We start from the raw sequence: 17978 nt of genomic DNA on the forward strand, positions 1-17978 counted from the left end.
GATCACCCGGCCCCCCTCCGCGCGTTGCGGTTCCCCCCCCTCCCCCCCGCCCCCCCCCGGGGTTGGGCACCGGGCCGGGCGCCCCGGGGGGGCCCGCGCGGGGGGGCGGCCTCCGGTGCTCCGGAGGCCGCCGGGGGTGTGATCAGCGCAGGCGGGACTCGATGGCCTCGATGATGCGCGGGCGGAGTTCGGCGGCGCGGATGACGGCGTCGACGGAGCCGACCTCGACCGCGCGCTGGATGTTGTGCACGCGGTCGAACTCCGCGGCCACCTCGCCGAGCTTCTCCGCGCGGACCGACGAGCGGAGCTCGTCCAGCTCCGCGGTCAACGCGGCCTTGTCGGCGCCGGGGGCGGCCGCGACGCGGGCCTCCAGGTCCCGTACGCGCGGGTCGGCCGCGGTGCGGGCGTTGACGTCGCCGGAGAACACCACCGCGGCGGCGGGGGCGCCGCCGAGCACCGAGGCGAACGAGCCTTCCAGCGCGAGCACGGTCATGTTGGGGTTCAGCGCCTTCGAGAACACCACGAACGCACCGCCGTGGTAGCGCGAGATGACGCAGAACACGATGGGCCCGCGGAAGTTCACGATCGCGCGGCCGATCTCGGCGCCGTACTCCAGCTGCAGCTTCCGCATCGACTCGGGCGAGCCGTCGAACCCCGACAGGTTCGCCAGCACCACCAGGGGGCGATTGCCGCTGGCGGCGTTGATCGCTCGCGCGGCCTTCTTCGACGACCGCGGGAACAGCGTGCCCGCGGTGTAGGTGTCAGGGCCGTCGGTGGGCGGGAAGCCACGCCGCGGCACCGCCCGCGACTCGATGCCGAGCAGGCACACCGGCATGCCGCCGAGATGAACGTCCTGCACCACCGCGGTCTCCGCGTCGGCCATGCCCGCCCAGCGTTCCAGCACCGGGTGGTCCTGGTCGGAGACCGCGCGCATCACGGTCCGGATGTCGAACGGCTTCTTGCGGTCCGGGTTGGCCTCGGCGGAGAAGATCTCGCCGACGCGGGTGAAGTCACTGCCCTCCACGGCATGCGGGAAGTCGGAGATGTCGCGGTCGACGGGGTCGGTCGTGGTCGCCCGCCGCGGCGCCTGCTCGCCGGGCGCGACGTAGGTGTGGTCGTAGTGCGACATCAGCACGTCGCGGGCGGCGGCCAGGTTCGGCGCCCAGTACTGCGCCTGCCCGTTCGGGCCCATCACCCGGTCGTAGCCGCCGATGCCGAAGTTGTCCTCGGCCGACACGCCGCCGGAGAAGTCGAGCGACTGCTTGCCGGTGAGCACCATCGCCGAGTCCGGCGTCATCACCAGGATGCCCTTGGTGTGCATGAGCATCGTCGCCTCGGCGTTCCAGTACGGCTGCGCGCCGACGTTGATGCCCGCGACCACGATGTTGATCTCGCCGCCGTCCTGGGTGAACTCGACGATCCGCTTGAGCGCCGCGGCCACCCAGTCCATGTTCTCGGTGCCCGACTTCATGGAGATCCGGGCGCCGGCCGACAGCGCGTACCACTCCAGCGGCACCCGCATCCGCTCGGCCAGGTCCAGCGCGGCGATCACGCGGCGGCACTCGGGCTCCGACAGCGCGCCGAGCGCCTTCGTCGGGTCGCCGAGCAGCACGACCCTGGTGATGCCCTGCGGGTGGCGCGGGGTCGAGGTGGTGACCACGCCCGCGACGATCGCCGCGCTGTTGCGCCCCTTCGGCCGGTCGACCGGCACCAGCGAGTGGTCGTCGTCGAGGTCGTGCTCGACGAAGTCACCGAGCATGCCGGTCAGCTCGTACGGGTACACCGTGTTGCGGCTGCTCGCGCGCAGCACCTTCTGCCGGTAGTCGTCGAGGGGCTCGATCGGCTCGTCAGACGGCTCGCCGATGGTGAGCTCGGTGGCGCCGGTGGCGTCGAGCGAGATCCGTACGGCGATCTTGGTCAGCTCGCCGGTCTCCGGGTCGCGCTGCCGCGCGATGAACAGCGTCTCCTCCAGCCCGGCGCCCGCGGTCGTCGGCAGCACGCGCCGGACGATCAGCTCCAGCTCCTCGCGGGTGATGCCGCTGGGCGGCCAGACGTAGATCACGATCCGGTTGGTGTTGAGGCGTTTGTTCGACGGCCGCCGCGACCTAGCGCGGCGGATCGCGTCGACGCAGGCGGCGACGGTGTCCTCGGCCGTGGGCAGCGCGACCAGCCTGCCGTCGTGCTCGCGTAGCTCGGTCAGGTCGCGCACCTGCGCGAAGGCGACGAGGCGCTCGTCAGACGGGTTCTCCTTCGCCACGCACTGGAAGAGGTAGACCTCCTCATCCGATGACGGCAGCCGGGTGAGGTCGAACTTGCTCAGCCGCTCCATCTGCATCCGCTGCGCGATGTACGGATGCAGGCCGCGGATCAGCCGCTCCTCGGTCATCCCGGTGTCCGACGGGCGGAAGGTGAAGTGGTGGTGCATCACCGCGCCGTGGCTGCCCGCGACGGTGGTGGTCAGCCTGCGGACCTGGCTCGGCAGCGGGTGCGCGCTGACGACCTCGTGCAGCGCGGCCGCCATCGCGCCGGAGTCCTCCGGCTGCTCCTCCCACACCAGGTAGATGTCGGCGTCGATGGCCTCCTCGCCGCTCGCCAGCTCCGCGAGCCCGCGCAGTGCGCTGCCCAGCGTCTCGAAGCTCACCGCGGAGGAGACCACGCTCGAGCCCACGCGCTCGGCGACCACGAACGTGCAGCCCGCGACCTCGCTGGTGCGGACGCCGGTGATCGCCTTGTTGCCGTAGTACCGCCGGGTCAGCACCTCCAGCATGATCGCGTTGTCCAGGTCGTCGCGGATCAGCCGCTGGCCGAGCAGCCGCACCAGCGGCTCGGTGCTGCGCACCAGCTCGGCGACGCGCTCGGCGCGGTCCGGCGCGTCCGGGTGCGCGTCCAGGTGGCGCAGGTGCTTGCGGACGTTGGCGTAGACGCGGGCGCGGTTGCGGCGCAGCAGCGGCCGGCCGAACCAGGCGAACACCACGCCACGCGCGAGGTCGGAGACCACGGGGAAGCGGACCTGCGTCGCGCCCAGCAGCCGTTCCAACGCGAGACCGGCGGGCTCGCGCAGCGTCTCGTCCGGCGGCGGCTCCCGCAGCCACGCGCGCAGCAACGTCGCGATGGCCGCGGCGTCGGCGGACGCGCGCTGCTGGGCGAGGAAGATCCGGAACACCGCGGCTTCGAGCTCGGGGGAGCGCTCGAGCTCGGTGACGCCGTAGTGCCCGAGCGCCTTGGCGAGCTTGACCTGGAACGCCTCAGGCAACCCGGCCCGCTCCACGTCGAGGCTCTGCAGGTAGGTGTGGAAGTACTCGCGGGCGCTGTGCACGTGCTCGTCACCGCCGCCTTCCTCGCCCGCCGGCCGGTTGCGGCTCAGCTCGGTCAGGTCGGCGAACACGTCGAGGAGCTCGAGCTCCTCGGCCAGCGGCCGGTGGCCGTCCTCGATGACCGTACGGCGCGCGGTGAGGTAGTCGTGGTGCACCCTGCGGACGTCGTGCGGGTCGAGGTCGAAGCCGAGCAGCAGGCTGCGCAGGTCCTCCAGACCGCGCGCGGTGCGCTCGCGCGCCAGGATCGTCCGGGGTACGGCGGGCAGATCCAGCTCGACGGTCCCGGCGGCCGAGGTGTCCTCGACCTCGACGTCGGCGAGCGGCTCCAGCCGCAGCAACGGTGCGCCGGTCTCGACCTGGCTGCCCACCGATACGACGCATTCCTTCAGGCGTGCCTTGAACGGCGCCCGCAGCACCGTCTCCATCTTCATGCTCTCCAGCACCAGCATCGGCGCGCCCGCCTCGACCTCGGCGCCGACCTCCAGCGGCGTGGCGACGACCAGCGCGGGCGCGGGCGAGCGGACGACGCCGCCCTCGTCGCGGCCGACCCGGTGCGTCACGCCGTCCACCTCGACCAGATGGATCGGCCCGTGCGTGGCGGTGAGCAGGTGGTACCGGGTGCCGTTGACGATGATCTGCCCGGTGTGCTGGTCGAAGCGGTCGAGCTCGACGTCGGCGGTGTGGACGTCGTCACCGGCCTCGACGCCGACGCGGAACCGGTGCGGGCCGACCCGCGCGACGCGCACGCGGTAGCCGGCGCCACGCAGCTTGAGGTCCAGGGGCCGGCCGCTCTTGTGCCGCACCTGCGGGCGTCCGCCGAACGCCGTCGAGAGCAGACGCTGCCGCTCGACGCGCTCCTCCTCCTCGTACGCTTCGATCGCGGCGGCCGCCAGCGCGACGCCGGAGTGCCGGTGCGAGACGAGCCTGCCCTCGCCGCGGACGCGGTCGATCCAGCCGGTGTCCGCGCTGGCGTCGATCACCTCGGGCTGGTCGAGCAGGTCGAGGACGAAGCTCTTGTTGGTCGCGCCGCCCTCGATGATCACCGTGGTCTGCGCCATCGCCCGGCGCAGCCTGCCGAGCGCCTCGTCGCGGTCGCGGCCGTAGGCGATGATCTTCGCGATCATCGAGTCGAAGTCGGCGGGGATGGTGTCGCCCTCGCTGACGCCGGTGTCCACGCGGATGCCCGGCCCGGCGGGCAGGTCCAGCCGCGCGATCCGGCCGGGGGAGGGCGCGAAGTCGCGGTCGGGGTCTTCGGCGTTCAGCCGGGCCTCGATGGCGTGCCCGCGCTCGACCGGCGGCTCGCCTTCGAGCCTGCCGCCGGATGCCACCCGCAGCTGTGCCTTGACCAGGTCGAACCCGGTGGTGGACTCGGTGATCGGGTGCTCGACCTGCAGGCGGGTGTTGACCTCGAGGAACGCGAACAGCTTGTCGCCGGGGTGGTAGAGGAACTCGACGGTGGCCGCGCCGCGGTAACCGACCGCGACGGCCAGCCGTTCGGCCGACGTCTTGAGCTCGGCTGCCTGGGCGGGGCTGAGCACCGGCGACGCCGACTCCTCGATGACCTTCTGGTTGCGCCGCTGCACCGAGCAGTCGCGGACGCCGAGCGCCCACGCGGTTCCCTCGCCGTCCGCGATCACCTGGACCTCGACGTGCCGGGCACCGGTGACCAGGCGCTCCAGGAACACGACGCCGCTGCCGAACGCCCGCGCGGCCTCCTGGCTGGTGCGCTCGTAGGCGTCGGCGAGCTCGTCACCGTTCGTGATCACGCGGATGCCGCGCCCGCCGCCGCCCGCGGTCGCCTTCAGCATCAGCGGGTAGCCGATCTCGGCCGCCGCCGCCAGCGCGGCGTCCAGGGTCTCGACCGCGCCACGGCTCCACGGCGCGACCGGCACGCCGACCTCCTCGGCGATCAGCTTCGCGCCGATCTTGTCGCCGAGCTTGCGCATGGCCTCCGGACTCGGTCCGACGAAGGTGACTCCGACCTTCTCGCACAGCTCCGCGAACGCCGGGTCCTCCGCGACGAACCCCCAGCCGACCCACGCGGCGTCGGCCCCGGTCTCCACCAGCGCGCGCTCCAGCACCTTCAGATCGAGGTACGGCCGCGCGGAAGCGGGACCGAGATCGTAGGCGATGTCGGCCTCGCGCACGAACGTGGCGGTGCGGTCCACGTCGGTGTACAGGGCGACGGTCTCGATCGGTGTCCCGGTCTCCGCGGCCAACTCCCTGACGGCATGGATGAGCCGCATCGCGGCCTCACCCCGGTTGACGATGGCGACACGACTGAACACCCGACCGAGCCTTCCTGTAGACAACGATGTGCGCGCCGCGACATTGCGGCCCCCCGCACTGTTCACCCTTCCGTCAACCGGCGGGCAGTGCCATGTCGCAGACAGCGCACGTTACCCGGCTCCAGTTGTGGGAAACCAACCAAAACCCGCCGGCCCCATGCCGTGATCAGTTCCCCTTCCACGGCAGGGGTGCAGCGGTGTACCCGGCAAGGTAAGGAGAATACTGGCAGCTCGCGGAGGCGAAGCGGCCACGGCTGGAGTGGTCCTGGACTACTTTGCCGTCGACGGTGATGCTGCAACGGATGGTCCCGTCCGCGAGTCCGGTATTCGCGCCGACGGTCAGGAAGTTGAACGACTTCGCCTTGAGCTTCAACGACCACGGCAGCTTCGTCGTCTGGGAGGACGAACCACCGTCCGGGTGCATGTAGAAGATCGTGCCGGTCGGCACGCTCCCGGTCACCTTGTAGACGATCTGGTGGATCGCCGGTTTGCTGGGTGAGGGCGTGGGCGTGGGCTGAGTGGATCTCGCACTCACACCTGACGGTGTCTGGGCCCGCCAGTTGTTGGCCACGACGAAAGCGGTGGCGGTGAGCACGACCGCCGCGACGGCCAGGGCCGTGCCCGCAACGGCCAGTCCCTTCCGGGATTTTCTGGGCAAAGGCGCTGTGGCTGACACCGTCAGTGGATTGACGTCCACTCGGGTGGGTGGCGGCGTCGAAGGGAGCAGCAGGGTACCCGCCGGAGCTGTCCTCCGGAGGAAGGACGCCACCGCGGCCGCGCCCGGCGGACGACCGTCCGTCGACTTGGCCAGGAGGTCGAAGACCAGCCGCTCGAGCTCCGGAGGGACATCCGGCCGCCGCTCCCGGACGGAGGGCGGAGCCTCGTTGAGGTGTGAGTAGAGCAGGCCGGGCAGCCCCGAGCCGGACTGAAACGGGGGAGAGCCCGTGAGGAGTTCCTGGAGGACACAGCCCAGGGCGTAGAGGTCGGATCGGGGGTCGGCCGGATCGCCGCGGAACTGCTCGGGCGCCATGTACAGGGGAGTGCCGATGGAGCCGCCGTCCTGAGTGATCCTGGTGGCGGCGTCGGCGAGGCCGGCTATGCCGAAATCGCAGAGCTTGAGGCGGCCGTCGCGGAGGACGAAGAGATTCGCGGGCTTGATGTCGCGGTGGACGATTCCCCGCGAATGGGCTGCGGCCAGCGCCTCAGCCAGCTGGACGGTCAAACTGACGGCCCGGTCCACAGGCAGGCCGTGCGGGTGGCGGTCGATGAGCTCGCGCAGGTCCTCGCCTTCGAGCAGCTCCATCACCAGGTACGTGAGGCCGCCGTCCTGACCGATGTCGAAGACGACGGTGATGCCGGGATGCTGGAGGGTAGCCGTGGCCTCCGCCTCACGGGTGAACCGCGCCACGCTCTCCTGATCGGCCGCCAGCTCCGCGGGCAGCACTTTCACCGCGACCGGCCGGCGCAGCCGCTGGTCGACGGCGCGCCACACCTCACCCATGCCGCCACGCCCGATCAGGACCTCCAAGCGGTATCTCCCGCCGAGCTCCATCCCGCCGACCAGCCTGGGCACACCTGTCACAAAAGCCACCCGCGCCACATAGACACCATCAAACAACAGAACGTAGTGATTCCATCAAAGGCGGTCTCCACGCGTCCACCGATCTTCGAAACTGCACCGCCCGCTGCTTCAGGGGGACGTGGCGAGGCCGTGCTCATAGGCGAAGATGACCAGCTGGGCCCGATCCGGCTGTCGTGCCCCCCCGGCTCATGATTGCCGAATTGTTCTTATAGAGGATCAAGGCGGACCGCCTGCGGCGGCCCGCGCGGGCGGCCAAACCGGCCGCAACCTGGGGGCTGGCAGCTCAACGACCAGCAAGGACAACCCGTCGCCGGTATCCGACACGCCACCAGTCCTGAGCACGCGCTAGAGCTGACCGGCTTGTGGCCCTAGCCCTCTTGCGGTCCTGCTGCAAGTGACGGGCGTTGTCGGATCGTTTCGGAGCCAATCTCACGGGACCCACCAAGATCACGCTCCGGGGGCCAGGAGGGTAGTTCTGGGGGCAGGGGCGATGCCCCTCCTCCATTGGCGGACCAGCGTAATGGCCCCCGGACCCTGATCTTGCCCACGAGATCAGCACCACCGCAACGATCCGTCAATGCCCTCACGAAGTAGCTCATTTACGCAGGTCAAACCCCAATGCGGTTCATATCAAAGGCGTCACAATCCAGTAGTGGACTTGCCCCGCCGTTGTGCCCGAGCAGGGCCACGGTCTCGCCCCGGCCGATCTCCAGGGACACCCAGCCGGAGGTCACTTCACGACGTTCTCACCGTGGTGCTGTGCCGCTGAAGGGGCCTTGGAGAAGGTCGGCACCAGGCTCGGGTCGTTGAAGGCCGCGATGCGGGCGATGCGGGCCCCGACCAGGGTCAGGACCTGCATGCCGTACGCCGCGAAACCGCCGTCACCCGCGCGCTGGTAGACGACGAACGCCGGCTGGCCGTTGGCGCGGGTGGGCACCAACCGCCACAGATCCCTGCGCAGCACCCGGCCGGCCAGGAACCCGACGACGGCCCGCTGGCCGGTGAACCAGGTCGGGATCGGCGGCATCTCCATCTCGACGTCGGCCCGCAGCAGCCTCACGAGCGCGTCGGGATCGGCCCTGGTGAACGCGTCGACATAGCCGTCGAGGAGGGTCCGGCGGACTTCCTCGTCCGGCTCGGCCAGGTCGTCCTCGACCGGTCCCGCCTCGGCCAGGCGGGCCCGGGCACGGCGGAGCGCGCTGTCGACGGCCGCGGTCGTCGTGTCCAGCATCTCGGCGACCTCCGCCGTACGGAACGCCAGCACGTCCCGCAGCGTCAGCACGGCCCGCTGCCGCGCGGGCAGGAGCTGGAGCGCGGCGATGAACGCGAGCCGCACCCCGGTCCTCCCGGCCACGACCGCCGCCGGATCGCCGGCGGCGAACAGCGCGTCGGGCGCCGGCTGGAGCCACGGCACCGACGGCTCCCGGGCGGCCACGGCCACCCGATGATCGTCCGAAGGCGCGCCCAGGCCCGACGGAAGCGGCCGCCGGGCCCGGGTCTCCAGCGCCGTCAGGCACGCCATCGTGGCGATCTTGTACAGCCATCGCCGCACCGACGAGCGGCCCTCGAACCGCTCGAACGCCCGCCAGGCCCGCAGATAGGTGTCCTGCACCAGGTCCTCGGCGTCATGGATCGAGCCGAGGATCCGGTAGCAGTGCGCGAGCAGCTCCGGCCGGTAGGGCTCGGCCAGGGCGGCGAACTCGGCGTCCATCGCGGCTCCCCCGTGTCAGTTGATCGGGCTCAGCCCGGCGCCGCTGACCAGGTACTCCGGACCGCTGCCCGGATTTCCGGCGACCTCCAGGACGGCCTTGGCGACCTGCTCCGCGGTGAGGATCGGCTGCAGGCTCGCGACGTAGGCGTCCAGGTCGACGCCTTGCCGCTCAGCGTAGCCCGCGGCCCCCGCCGAGCCGACGCCGGTGGCCGGGGTCAGCCGGGGGAGCAGCGTGACGAACCGGATGCCCAGGCCGGCGCGCTCCGACTCCTCGGCCGCGTACGCGCTGATGTTCCTGATGGCCGCCTTGGCCCCGGCGTATCCACCGCTGAGCGGGGATCCCCGCAGCGCGGCCCCGCTGGACATCGCGACGACCACGCTGCCCTGCGCCAGCGGCTCCCGCAGCGCCGCCCCGGTCCAGGTGAACACATGCCGGGTGTCGGCGTGCCAGTGGCGGCTGAAGCTCTCCCAGGTCTGCTCGTGCACGGGCGCCATGTGCGGCGTCGCCCCCGCGTTGAGCACGAGCAGCCCTGGACGGTGCTCGCGGATCACGCGCTGCGCGACCGCTTCGTCGGCGGCATCGGCCGCGACGGCGGTGAAGCGCTCGCCGAGCTCATCCCGTACGGCGAGCAGCTCCTGCTCGTGGCGGGCAATACCGACGACCCTGGCACCCCCGGCGACGAGCGCGCCGGCGATCGCCCGCCCAAAGCCACGACTGGCACCCGTCACGACGGCGGTTTCGAAAGAATCGGACATCAGACACTCCGAAGAAGTAGTCGAGTTTTCGTGTCCCCATCAAGACCACCCCCCGCACGAAAATCCGTCGCACCCGGAGAAGTGACGTGCGTCACAGCCGAGACCGGCGGTTCCGCGAGAGGGGTAGGACAGTTCCTGTGACCGACCAGGGGATTCTCGGCGAGGAGCAGCGGCGGCAGGCGCTTGTCGTCTGGGAGTACCACCGGCTGCACCACCCGGCCAGGCCCTGCGACGCGGCGATCGGGCTGGGCAGCCACGACCTCGGCGTGGCCGACCGCGCGGCGGAGTTGTATCACGCGGGGTTGTTCCCGGTGCTGGTGTTCTCCGGTGGCAACAGCCCGACCACGAAGGCCCGGTTCCCGCGCGGCGAGGCGGTCCACTATCGGGAGCGCGCCCTCGAGCTCGGGGTGCCCGACGAGGCGATCCTGCTGGAGCCGTACGCCACCAACACCGGGGCCAACATCACGCTGTCACGCGAGGTCCTGGCCGCCGCCGGGATCACGCCGGTCAGCGTGCTGCTGATCTCCAAGCCCTACATGGAGCGGCGAAGCTACGCCACCACCCGCAGGCTCTGGCCGGAGGTGGAGGTCGTGTGCGCCTCCCAGCCGGTGGACTTCGACCACTACCTCAAGGCGATCGGCGACGACAAACTGGTCGTGGACATGCTCGTGGGGGACCTGCAGCGGGTCATCGAATACCCCGCGCGCGGCTACGCCGTCGAGCAGGACGTCCCCGACGACGTGCTCGATGCCTACGAAGCTCTCGTCCGCGCGGGTTTCGACAGCCGCCTGCTCACCTCCTGAGGTGCTTTGACCAGGACTCGAGGGTGGCCGCGATTGTCCGCGGGTGGTCTTCGGGAGTGTGGTGGCCGGCCGGGATCTCGTGGTGGGCTATCTGGAGTGATGCCATGTTGTCCGCGCACCAGGTGATCATGTCCGGGGTCATCATCGCACCGGGGCCTGGCTGGAAGGTGATCAGGAGTTTGGGGACGCCGGGGCTGGCCGCCAGCCAGCGGTCGTAGGCCTCGACCCTGGCGACGACGTCGGCGGGGTCGCCGCCCAGCGGCATCGAGCGCGCCCACCGCAGCACGGGCAGACGGCTGTCCCTGGTGGGATAGGGGCGGGCGTACGCGGCCAGGTCCTCCTCGGCGATCGGGGTGGCGACCGTACCGGGGAGACCCTCGAGGAGGAAGGCGTTGTCGTCGAGGATCATGGCTTCGCCCACGCCCGGTGTTTTGATCGCCCGGAACAGGTCGCGGCCGCCTTCGGGGAACTCCTCCCAGGTCATCGGCTTGACGATGGTTTCTGTGAAGGCGATGGCGCGTACCCGGTCCGGATGGCGGGAGGCCCAGTCGAAGGCGAGCGCGCCGCCCCAGTCGTGGCCGACGAGGGTCACCTCGTCCAGTTCCAGGGCGTCGAACCAGGCGTCGAGATAGCGGGCGTGGTCGGCGAAGGTGTAGTCGATGGCGGGTTTGCCGGACTCGCCCATGCCGATCAGGTCCGGCGCCAGGCGGCGGCCCGAGGTGATCGCGGGCAGGATGTCGCGCCACAGGTGGGAGGAAGTCGGGTTGCCGTGGAGGAAGACCATCGGCTTCCCCGTCCCCAGCTCCCGGTGGAACATCGTGGAGTCGAGAATCTGGCTGATAGGCATGATAAATCCGTCCAAATCGGTATAAGAAAGGCTGTTAGCGGAAAGCGGGGATGTTGCGGTTGGCCCAGTCGGCGAAGGGGCGCGGGGCCCGGCCCAGGACGCGTTCGACGTCAGGGCTGATGGTCTGCTCTTGCGCGACGGGTTCGCCGAGGATCGCCAGCGTTCCCTCCACGACAGGCAGCGGCATGAACTGGGCCATCTGGTCATACGCCTCCTGCCGGGTCTGCTCCGCGAAACGGACGGGCTCCCCGAGCGCCGCGGCGATCGCCGCCGCACGCTCGCGCGGGCTCGTCCCTGCGGGCCCGGTCAGGACGTAGGTCGCGCCGCCGTGCCCGTCTTCACGCAGGACGGCGGCGCCGACCGCCGCGACGTCGTCGGGGTCGACGAACGGCAGGCGGACGTCACCGAAGGGCGCGGCGGCGGCGCGGTGGAGGCGGATCGGCTCGGCCCAGGCGAAGGCGTTGGACGCCATGCCGCCGGACCGCAGGATCGTCCAGTCCAGCCCTGACTCGCGCACGGCCGCCTCGAACGACGCGGCGTGCCGGTAGCCCTGCGGCCGGGTCCCGACTCCCTGGGTGGAGAGCAGGACGACCTTGCGCAGGCCTGCCGTACCGAGAAGCCCTCGCGGGTCCTCGCCGGCGACCAGCAGGAACAGCGCGTCCGCCCCCTCCAGGGCGGGGCGCATGCTCTCGGCGTCACCCAGGTCGGCGGCGACCGCGCGCACGCCCTCCGGCACGTCCTGAGAGGTGATACGGCGGGCCACGGCGGTGACCTGCTCGCCGGCCTCGGCCATCAGCCGGACCAGCGTGCTGCCGACGTTCCCCGTGGCACCCGTAACGACGATCATCGTGAACTCCTCATTAGTGAGTTAGTTGGCTGACTGAGAAGGACCGTAGCACACTTCGACGGCTATAGTTAGTCGGGTGACTGACTCACAGAGGGTGAAGGCCGCCGGAGCGAAGCGGCGGCGCCTGATGTCCGCCGCCGCCCGCGTCGTACACGAGCAGGGCGCCGAGCGCACCACCATCGCCGATATCGCGCGTGCGGCCGATGTCCCGGTGGGCAACGTGTACTACTACTTCAAGACCAAGGACGAGCTGGTCGCGGCCGCGCTGGCCGAGCACGCGCGCCAGCTCGAGGTCATCACCGGCGAGCTGGACCGCCTGCCGTCCCCGCGGGAGCGCCTGAAGGGCCTGGTGCGGGGCTGGATCGACCAGCGCGACATGGCGGCCCGCTTCGGCTGCCCGACGGGGACGCTCGCCGCGGAGCTGGACAAACGTGCGGAAGGCGGCCTGGACGTGGAGGCGGGGCGGGTCATCCGCCTGCTGCTCGACTGGGTGGAGCGCCAGTTCCGCGAGATGGGCCTGCCGGATCCAGAAGGGCTCGCGCTGACGCTGGTGGGGGCCTACCAGGGGATGTCGTTGCTGGCCAACGCGCTGCGGGATCCGCAGATCATGACGCGCGAGGGAACCCGGCTGATGAACTGGCTGGATTCGCTCTCAGACCGGTGAGGAGCGCTCAGGTCAGCGGACGGCGCCGAGGACCGCCCAGCGGCCCGAGCGGAGCCTGGCCAGCACGGTGATCATCCGGATCAGCAGGAAGAGCGACAGGCCTGACCAGATCCCCACCAGGCCCCAGCCGAAGCTCAGCGACGCCCACACCACGGGCAGGAAGCCCAGCACCGCCCCGCCAGACGTCGCGGTGCGCAGGTAGGCCGCGTCGCCCGCGCCGATCAGCACTCCGTCCAGGGCGAACACCACGCCGCAGATCGGTTGCAGCGCGACGAAGAACCACCACGCCTTGGGCATCTCGGCCAGCACCGCCGCGTCGCCGGTGAACGCGTGGGGCAGCAGGCCGGCCAGCGCCGCGAACACCACGCTGAGCAGCATCCCGAAGACCAGCCCGCAGCCGACCACCTGCCAGGCCAACCGGCGCGCCCGCTCGCCGTCGCCTGCCCCCAGCGCTGCCCCGACCAGCGTCTGGGCGGCGATGGCCAGCGCGTCGAGCACGAACGCCAGGAACATCCACAGCTGGAAGACCACCTGGTGGGCGCCGCCCGCCGCGGGCGAGGTGTGCGCGGCCACCGCGGTCGCGGACACCCAGCACGCCTGGAAGGCCACGCCGAGCAGCACCAGGTCGCGGGCGAGGCCGAGCTGGGCGCGCATCGCGGCCGGGAGCGGGGCCAGGGGCACGTCCTCGGCCAGCAGCGCACGCACGAACAGGCCCGCGGAGACCAGTTGCCCGGCCACGTTGGCGACGGCCGAGCCGTTCAGCCCCCAGCCGAGCCCGTGCACCAGCAGCGGGCACAGCACGGCGGACAGCCCGTTGCCGACGAGGACGTAGCGCAACGGGCGCCGCAGGTCCTGCACGCCGCGCATCCAGCCGTTGCCGGCCATGGTGATCAAGATCATCGGCGCGCCGAGCACGGCGATCCGGAGCCAGCCCGCCGCGGCCTGGGCGACCTGCTCGTCGCCGGAGAGCAGCCGGGCGATCGGTAAGGCGAGCAGCTCCCCGGCCACGACCAGCGCCACCCCCACGGCGGCGCCGAGCCAGGTCGCCTGCACGCCCTCGGCCACGGCATCGGCCCGGCAGCCTGCGCCGTGCAGCCGGGCCGCGCGTGCGGTCGTGCCGAAGGACAGGAACGTCATCTGGGTGGCGATCTGCGCCAGCACGATCCCGCCGACCGAGAGCCCCGCGAGCGGCACCGCGCCGAGGTGCCCCACCACGGCCGTGTTGATGAGCAGGTAGAGCGGCTCGGCGGTCAGCACGCCGAGCGCCGGTAAGGCGAGCGCGAGCAACTGGCGCAGCGTGGAACCGGCCCGGTCGACGTGCTCCACCTGTGCTCCTCTGCTCTCGCGTCGCCCGAGCCTAACTGTAAGGAGCGCGAATGGCCAGTGCCTCTTACTCCTCGGTGGCCGCGTGATCGGCCCTGGTGATCGCGGTGACCTGGACCGGTCGGCCGGTGCCCGGGACCGTGGTGCGGCGGGTGGGGCGCATGCCGAGCTTGGCCATCACGCGCAGGGACGCCTGGTTGTCCACGTGGGCGATGCTGACGATCTCCGCCAGCCCCAGCTTCCCGAACCCGAAGGCCAGCACCTCGCGTGCCGCCTCGGTGGCGTAACCGCGGCCCCAGTGCTCCCGCCCCAGTCGCCAGCCGATCTCCACGGCGGGCATCACCTCCGGCAGGAACTCCGGGACCGCCAGGCCCGCCCACCCGGCGAGCCGCCCTGTCTCGCGCACCTCGACCGCGAACAGGCCGAATCCGCGCTCCTCCCAGCCCTGGCGCAGCCTCACCAGGGTGGCGGCGGTCTGCTCGCGGGTGCGGGTCGACCCGTCACTGATGTACCGCATCACCTCGGGGTCGCCATCCATCGCGGCCAGCGGGTCGAGGTCGCTCTCTCGCCACATCCGCAGCCGCAACCGCTCCGTCAACGCCTCCACAGTGGATCCTCCTCAGCCGCCGATATGTCGTCCATGAGATCACCTCACCGAAGCCCGTGCCGGATACCTGTCGGGAGATGTCAGGTACGGCGGGCAGGATGCTCCCGTCACCGATCGAAGGGAGCTCACATCATGAGTGAGCCGGAGGAGACGCTGCTCAACCTCGAGCAGCGGATGCTGGACGCGGACGCGGCCTACGACGAGGCGTTCTTCGAGGAGCACTGCGCCGAGGACTTCGTGGCGATGGGCAGCTACGGCGTCGTCCCCAGGCAGCAGGTGATCGAGATGTACGCCAAGGGGACAGGAAACCCGGACCGGCACAGCCGGGTCAACGATCCGGTGGTGAAGCCGCTGGGAGACGGCGGTGCGGTGGTCGCCTACCGGTTGACCAGCACGACGGGCGAGGAGACGTCCTCGTGGCACGCGTCGACCGTGTACCGCCACACCCCGGAGGGCTGGCGCGTCGTCCTCCTGCACCAGACCCCGGCCTGACGCTTCATCGGGATCGGCGCAGTTGACGTAGGGCGTCACCGAGGACCGCCACGCCTTCGCCGATCCTGGTCAGCGTGTTCGCGGCATAACCCAGGACCAGCCCGGGCGGCTGCGGGCGCTGGGCGTGCCATGACAGCGGTTGCACCTTGACCCCGCGGGCGAGCGCCGTCGCGGCGAGGTCGGTGTCGGCGAAGGCGCCGTCGAAGGTGATCATCAGGTGCAGGCCGGCCGCCGCGCCGTGCACGGTCGCGCCGGGCAGGTGCCGCCTGATCGCGTCGATCATGGCGTCCCTGCGGCGCCGATGCCGCCTGCGCAGCACGCGCAGGTGGCGTTCGAGCTCGCCCGACTCCATCAGCCGGGCCAGCACCAGCTGCGGCAGCGCGGCGTTGCCGAGGTCGGCGAACCGCTTGGCCTCGACCAGCGCCTCCTGATACCCGGGCGGCGCGAGCACCCAGCCCACCCGCAGTGCCGGGGCCAGCAGCTTGGACACGCTCCCGCCGTAGCAGACCCGCTCAGGGAGCATGGCCCGCAGGGCGGGGGCCGGAGGCCGGTCGTAGCGGTGCTCGGCGTCGTAGTCGTCCTCGATGATCAGGCCGCCCTCCTCGGCCCAGCGCAGCAGCTCGCGACGGCGCGGGCCGTCCAGCACCACGCCGCTGGGGAACTGGTGGGCGGGCGTCACCAGAACGGCCGCGGCGCCGTGCGCGCGCAGCTCGTCGACGCGCAGCCCCTGGGCGTCCACCGGGATCGGCGGCGTGTCCAGCCGCCAGTTGTGCAGGTGCTGGCGTGCCCCCAGCGATCCAGGATCCTCCACCGCCACCTCGCGCACGCCGTCATGGCCGAGCACCTGGGCGAGCAGGCTCAGCATCTGGGCGATCCCGGCGACGATCAGCACCTGGCCCGGGTCCGCGCTGATGCCACGGTTGCGGGCCAGCCAGTTCGCCACCGCCACCCGCAGCTCCTGCGCCCCGCGGGGATCGCCGTATCCGAAGCCGGTCGCCGGCAGCTCCCCGAACATCGCGCGCTCCCCGCGCAGCCACGCCGTACGCGGAAAAGCGCTCAGATCGGGTAGCCCGGGCGACAGGTCGATGCGCGCCGGCACCGCCCGCAGCGCGTCGAAGACGTCCACGCCCGGCCGGCCGGCGAACAACTCATCAGGTACGGCGGGCGAGGCCGCGACGGAGCGCGCGGCCACCGGTGCGGCGACCACCACGGTCCCGGCCCGTCCGCGCCCGGCGACCTGCCCGCCTTCCCGGAGCCGCTGGTAGGCCTCGGTGACGACGCCGCGGGACACCCCCAGCTCGGCGGCCAGCACCCGCGTTGCCGGGAGCCTGCTGCCCACCGGCAGGCGGCCGTCCGCCATCGCCGACCGGAGCTGCCACGTCAGCCAGTCCGACAGCCCGCCCGCGGGCGCGCGCTCGACGTCGAGCTGCAGGAAGTCCGAGCCCGGCGTTATGGACCTGTGGACCGCATCGTCTTTGGACCTGTCCATCGGGCCATTGTGGCGGCAGGGTTCATCCATGACCAAACCAGGAACGCGGCAGTGAGCCTCGCATTTCTCGTGACCACGCTGATCGTGGTCGCCACCCCGGGCACCGGAGTCGTCTACACCCTGTCAGCCGGGCTCTCCCACGGTCGCCGGGCGAGCCTCGTCGCCGCGGTCGGCTGCACGCTGGGCATCGTCCCGCACATGGTGGCGACGATCACCGGGCTGGCCGCGCTGCTGCACGCCAGCGCCGTGGCCTTCCAGGTGCTGAAGTACCTCGGCGTGGCCTATCTGCTGTACATGGCGTGGACCATGCTGAGGAGCGACGCCGCGATCATCGTGGAGACTCGGACCACGGCCCGCCCGCCCGCCGGACGGGTGATCATGAGCGGGGTCCTGATCAACCTCCTCAATCCCAAGCTGACCATGTTCTTCGTCGCGTTCCTGCCCCAGTTCGTGAGCGCCGGGGAGCCGGACTCGCTGCCCAGGATGCTGGAACTCAGCGCGATCTTCATGCTCCTCACCCTCGTGGTCTTCGCCGCCTACGGCACCTTCGCCGCCGGCGTGCGCAACCACGTGATCTCACGTCCTCGGGTGATGACCTGGATCGGCCGGGTCTTCGCCGGCTCCTTCGTCGCACTCGGCGCGAAACTCGCCCTCACCCAGCAGTAGGACGGACGTAGCCGCGTCTTATCGGGTGGCTCTGCCGTACCGGGCGTAGACGGCGGCGCCGGCCTGGTCGGCCGACAGGCACTGCAGGTAGGCGGGGGAGCCTTCGGAGGGGAAGAGGCGCTCGCCGGTGCCCAGGACGGTGGGGAAGGTCAGCAGGCGGTACTCGTCGACCAGGTCGGCGGCCGTCAGCGTGCGCACGACGCTCAGGCTGCCGGTGATGATCACGTCGCGCTGCTCGCGCTTGACGGCCTCGACCAGGTCGCCGTCGATGACCTGGGAGTTCGCCCACGCCGAGGTGTCGGTCAGCGTCCGGGTGGCCACCAGCTTGGGCAGGGCGTTCATCCGCGCGGAGAACGGGTCGTCGCGGCCGGGCCACAGCCTGGAGAACAGCTCCCAGGTCGTCCGGCCGAGCAGCATGACACCCTCGTCCAGCATCCTGCCGAGCCGGAACTTGTCGCCGGCGACCGTCTCCAGACCGTGGCGGAACGCCCAGCCGCCCGCCGGGGTGCCCGCGGAGCCGTCGGGGTCGGTGACGATGCCGTCCAGGGTGATGAACTGGATCACGATGACGCTCATGATGAGGTTCCCT

General features: G+C 71.3%; 14 protein-coding genes. 4 read left to right on the forward strand and 10 right to left on the reverse strand.

Annotated features, from left to right (window positions below):
* Positions 1–142: 142 nt before the first annotated feature.
* The 4 genes from ACIBHX_RS51345 to ACIBHX_RS51360 form a co-directional block, all read right to left on the reverse strand.
* On the reverse strand, positions 143–5602 hold the full coding sequence (locus tag ACIBHX_RS51345) for a carboxyl transferase domain-containing protein (protein WP_397076233.1): 5460 nt from the start codon (positions 5600–5602) through the stop codon (positions 143–145).
* Between the two features lie 166 nt (positions 5603–5768).
* Positions 5769–7175, reverse strand: a complete 1407-nt coding sequence (locus tag ACIBHX_RS51350) for a serine/threonine-protein kinase (RefSeq protein ID WP_397076235.1) — start codon at positions 7173–7175, stop codon at positions 5769–5771.
* A gap of 739 nt (positions 7176–7914) precedes the next feature.
* Positions 7915–8895, reverse strand: a complete 981-nt coding sequence (locus ACIBHX_RS51355) for an RNA polymerase subunit sigma-70 (protein ID WP_397076237.1) — start codon at positions 8893–8895, stop codon at positions 7915–7917.
* 15 nt (positions 8896–8910) lie between these two features.
* Complete coding sequence (locus ACIBHX_RS51360) at positions 8911–9651, reverse strand: SDR family oxidoreductase (protein WP_397076238.1); 741 nt, start codon at positions 9649–9651, stop codon at positions 8911–8913.
* Between the two features lie 137 nt (positions 9652–9788).
* Here ACIBHX_RS51360 and ACIBHX_RS51365 point away from each other — a divergent pair, with 137 nt between their 5' ends.
* Complete coding sequence (locus tag ACIBHX_RS51365) at positions 9789–10454, forward strand: YdcF family protein (protein ID WP_397076239.1); 666 nt, start codon at positions 9789–9791, stop codon at positions 10452–10454.
* Here the strand turns inward: ACIBHX_RS51365 and ACIBHX_RS51370 are convergent.
* Together ACIBHX_RS51370 and ACIBHX_RS51375 are read right to left on the reverse strand one after the other, a co-directional pair.
* The gene (locus ACIBHX_RS51370; RefSeq protein WP_397076241.1) at positions 10444–11301 is read right to left on the reverse strand and encodes a haloalkane dehalogenase; all 858 of its coding nucleotides are present in this window, start codon (positions 11299–11301) and stop codon (positions 10444–10446) included. The two genes, ACIBHX_RS51365 and ACIBHX_RS51370, sit on opposite strands and share 11 nt — an antisense overlap.
* A gap of 34 nt (positions 11302–11335) precedes the next feature.
* On the reverse strand, positions 11336–12148 hold the full coding sequence (locus ACIBHX_RS51375) for an SDR family oxidoreductase (RefSeq protein ID WP_397076242.1): 813 nt from the start codon (positions 12146–12148) through the stop codon (positions 11336–11338).
* Between the two features lie 76 nt (positions 12149–12224).
* On the opposite strand from ACIBHX_RS51375, the gene ACIBHX_RS51380 reads away from it, so the two are divergent.
* Positions 12225–12812, forward strand: coding sequence for a TetR/AcrR family transcriptional regulator (locus tag ACIBHX_RS51380; RefSeq protein WP_397076243.1), 588 nt, complete (start codon positions 12225–12227; stop codon positions 12810–12812).
* Positions 12813–12824: 12 nt separating this feature from the next.
* Here the strand turns inward: ACIBHX_RS51380 and ACIBHX_RS51385 are convergent, their stop codons facing one another.
* The gene (locus ACIBHX_RS51385) at positions 12825–14138 is read right to left on the reverse strand and encodes an MATE family efflux transporter (RefSeq protein WP_397076245.1); all 1314 of its coding nucleotides are present in this window, start codon (positions 14136–14138) and stop codon (positions 12825–12827) included.
* 64 nt (positions 14139–14202) lie between these two features.
* Entirely contained in the window at positions 14203–14742 is a 540-nt protein-coding gene (locus tag ACIBHX_RS51390; RefSeq protein ID WP_397076247.1) for a GNAT family N-acetyltransferase, read from the reverse strand.
* Between the two features lie 132 nt (positions 14743–14874).
* On the opposite strand from ACIBHX_RS51390, the gene ACIBHX_RS51395 reads away from it, so the two are divergent.
* On the forward strand, positions 14875–15234 hold the full coding sequence (locus ACIBHX_RS51395; protein ID WP_397076249.1) for a DUF4440 domain-containing protein: 360 nt from the start codon (positions 14875–14877) through the stop codon (positions 15232–15234).
* A gap of 4 nt (positions 15235–15238) precedes the next feature.
* On the opposite strand, the gene ACIBHX_RS51400 is transcribed toward ACIBHX_RS51395, so the two are convergent.
* Positions 15239–16723, reverse strand: coding sequence for a PLP-dependent aminotransferase family protein (locus tag ACIBHX_RS51400; RefSeq protein ID WP_397076250.1), 1485 nt, complete (start codon positions 16721–16723; stop codon positions 15239–15241).
* A 51-nt stretch (positions 16724–16774) separates the two neighbouring features.
* Between ACIBHX_RS51400 and ACIBHX_RS51405 the strand changes: the two genes are divergently transcribed.
* Entirely contained in the window at positions 16775–17389 is a 615-nt protein-coding gene (locus tag ACIBHX_RS51405) for a LysE family translocator (protein ID WP_397076252.1), read from the forward strand.
* A gap of 18 nt (positions 17390–17407) precedes the next feature.
* Here ACIBHX_RS51405 and ACIBHX_RS51410 read toward each other — a convergent pair whose 3' ends face one another.
* On the reverse strand, positions 17408–17965 hold the full coding sequence (locus ACIBHX_RS51410; RefSeq protein WP_397076254.1) for a dihydrofolate reductase family protein: 558 nt from the start codon (positions 17963–17965) through the stop codon (positions 17408–17410).
* Positions 17966–17978 lie beyond the last annotated feature (13 nt).

Source organism: Nonomuraea sp. NPDC050536 (assembly GCF_044457685.1).
GTDB lineage: Bacteria > Actinomycetota > Actinomycetes > Streptosporangiales > Streptosporangiaceae > Nonomuraea.

What these genes read in the sequence shown, in the direction of transcription:
- ACIBHX_RS51355 (WP_397076237.1), bottom strand. Translation starts at nt 8,895, where the DNA reads ATGGACGCCGAGTTCGCCGCCCTGGCCGAGCCCTACCGGCCGGAGCTG.
- ACIBHX_RS51360 (WP_397076238.1), bottom strand. Translation starts at nt 9,651, where the DNA reads ATGTCCGATTCTTTCGAAACCGCCGTCGTGACGGGTGCCAGTCGTGGC.
- ACIBHX_RS51370 (WP_397076241.1), bottom strand. Translation starts at nt 11,301, where the DNA reads ATGCCTATCAGCCAGATTCTCGACTCCACGATGTTCCACCGGGAGCTG.
- ACIBHX_RS51375 (WP_397076242.1), bottom strand. Translation starts at nt 12,148, where the DNA reads ATGATCGTCGTTACGGGTGCCACGGGGAACGTCGGCAGCACGCTGGTC.
- ACIBHX_RS51395 (WP_397076249.1), top strand. Translation starts at nt 14,875, where the DNA reads ATGAGTGAGCCGGAGGAGACGCTGCTCAACCTCGAGCAGCGGATGCTG.
- ACIBHX_RS51400 (WP_397076250.1), bottom strand. Translation starts at nt 16,723, where the DNA reads ATGGACAGGTCCAAAGACGATGCGGTCCACAGGTCCATAACGCCGGGC.
- ACIBHX_RS51410 (WP_397076254.1), bottom strand. Translation starts at nt 17,965, where the DNA reads ATGAGCGTCATCGTGATCCAGTTCATCACCCTGGACGGCATCGTCACC.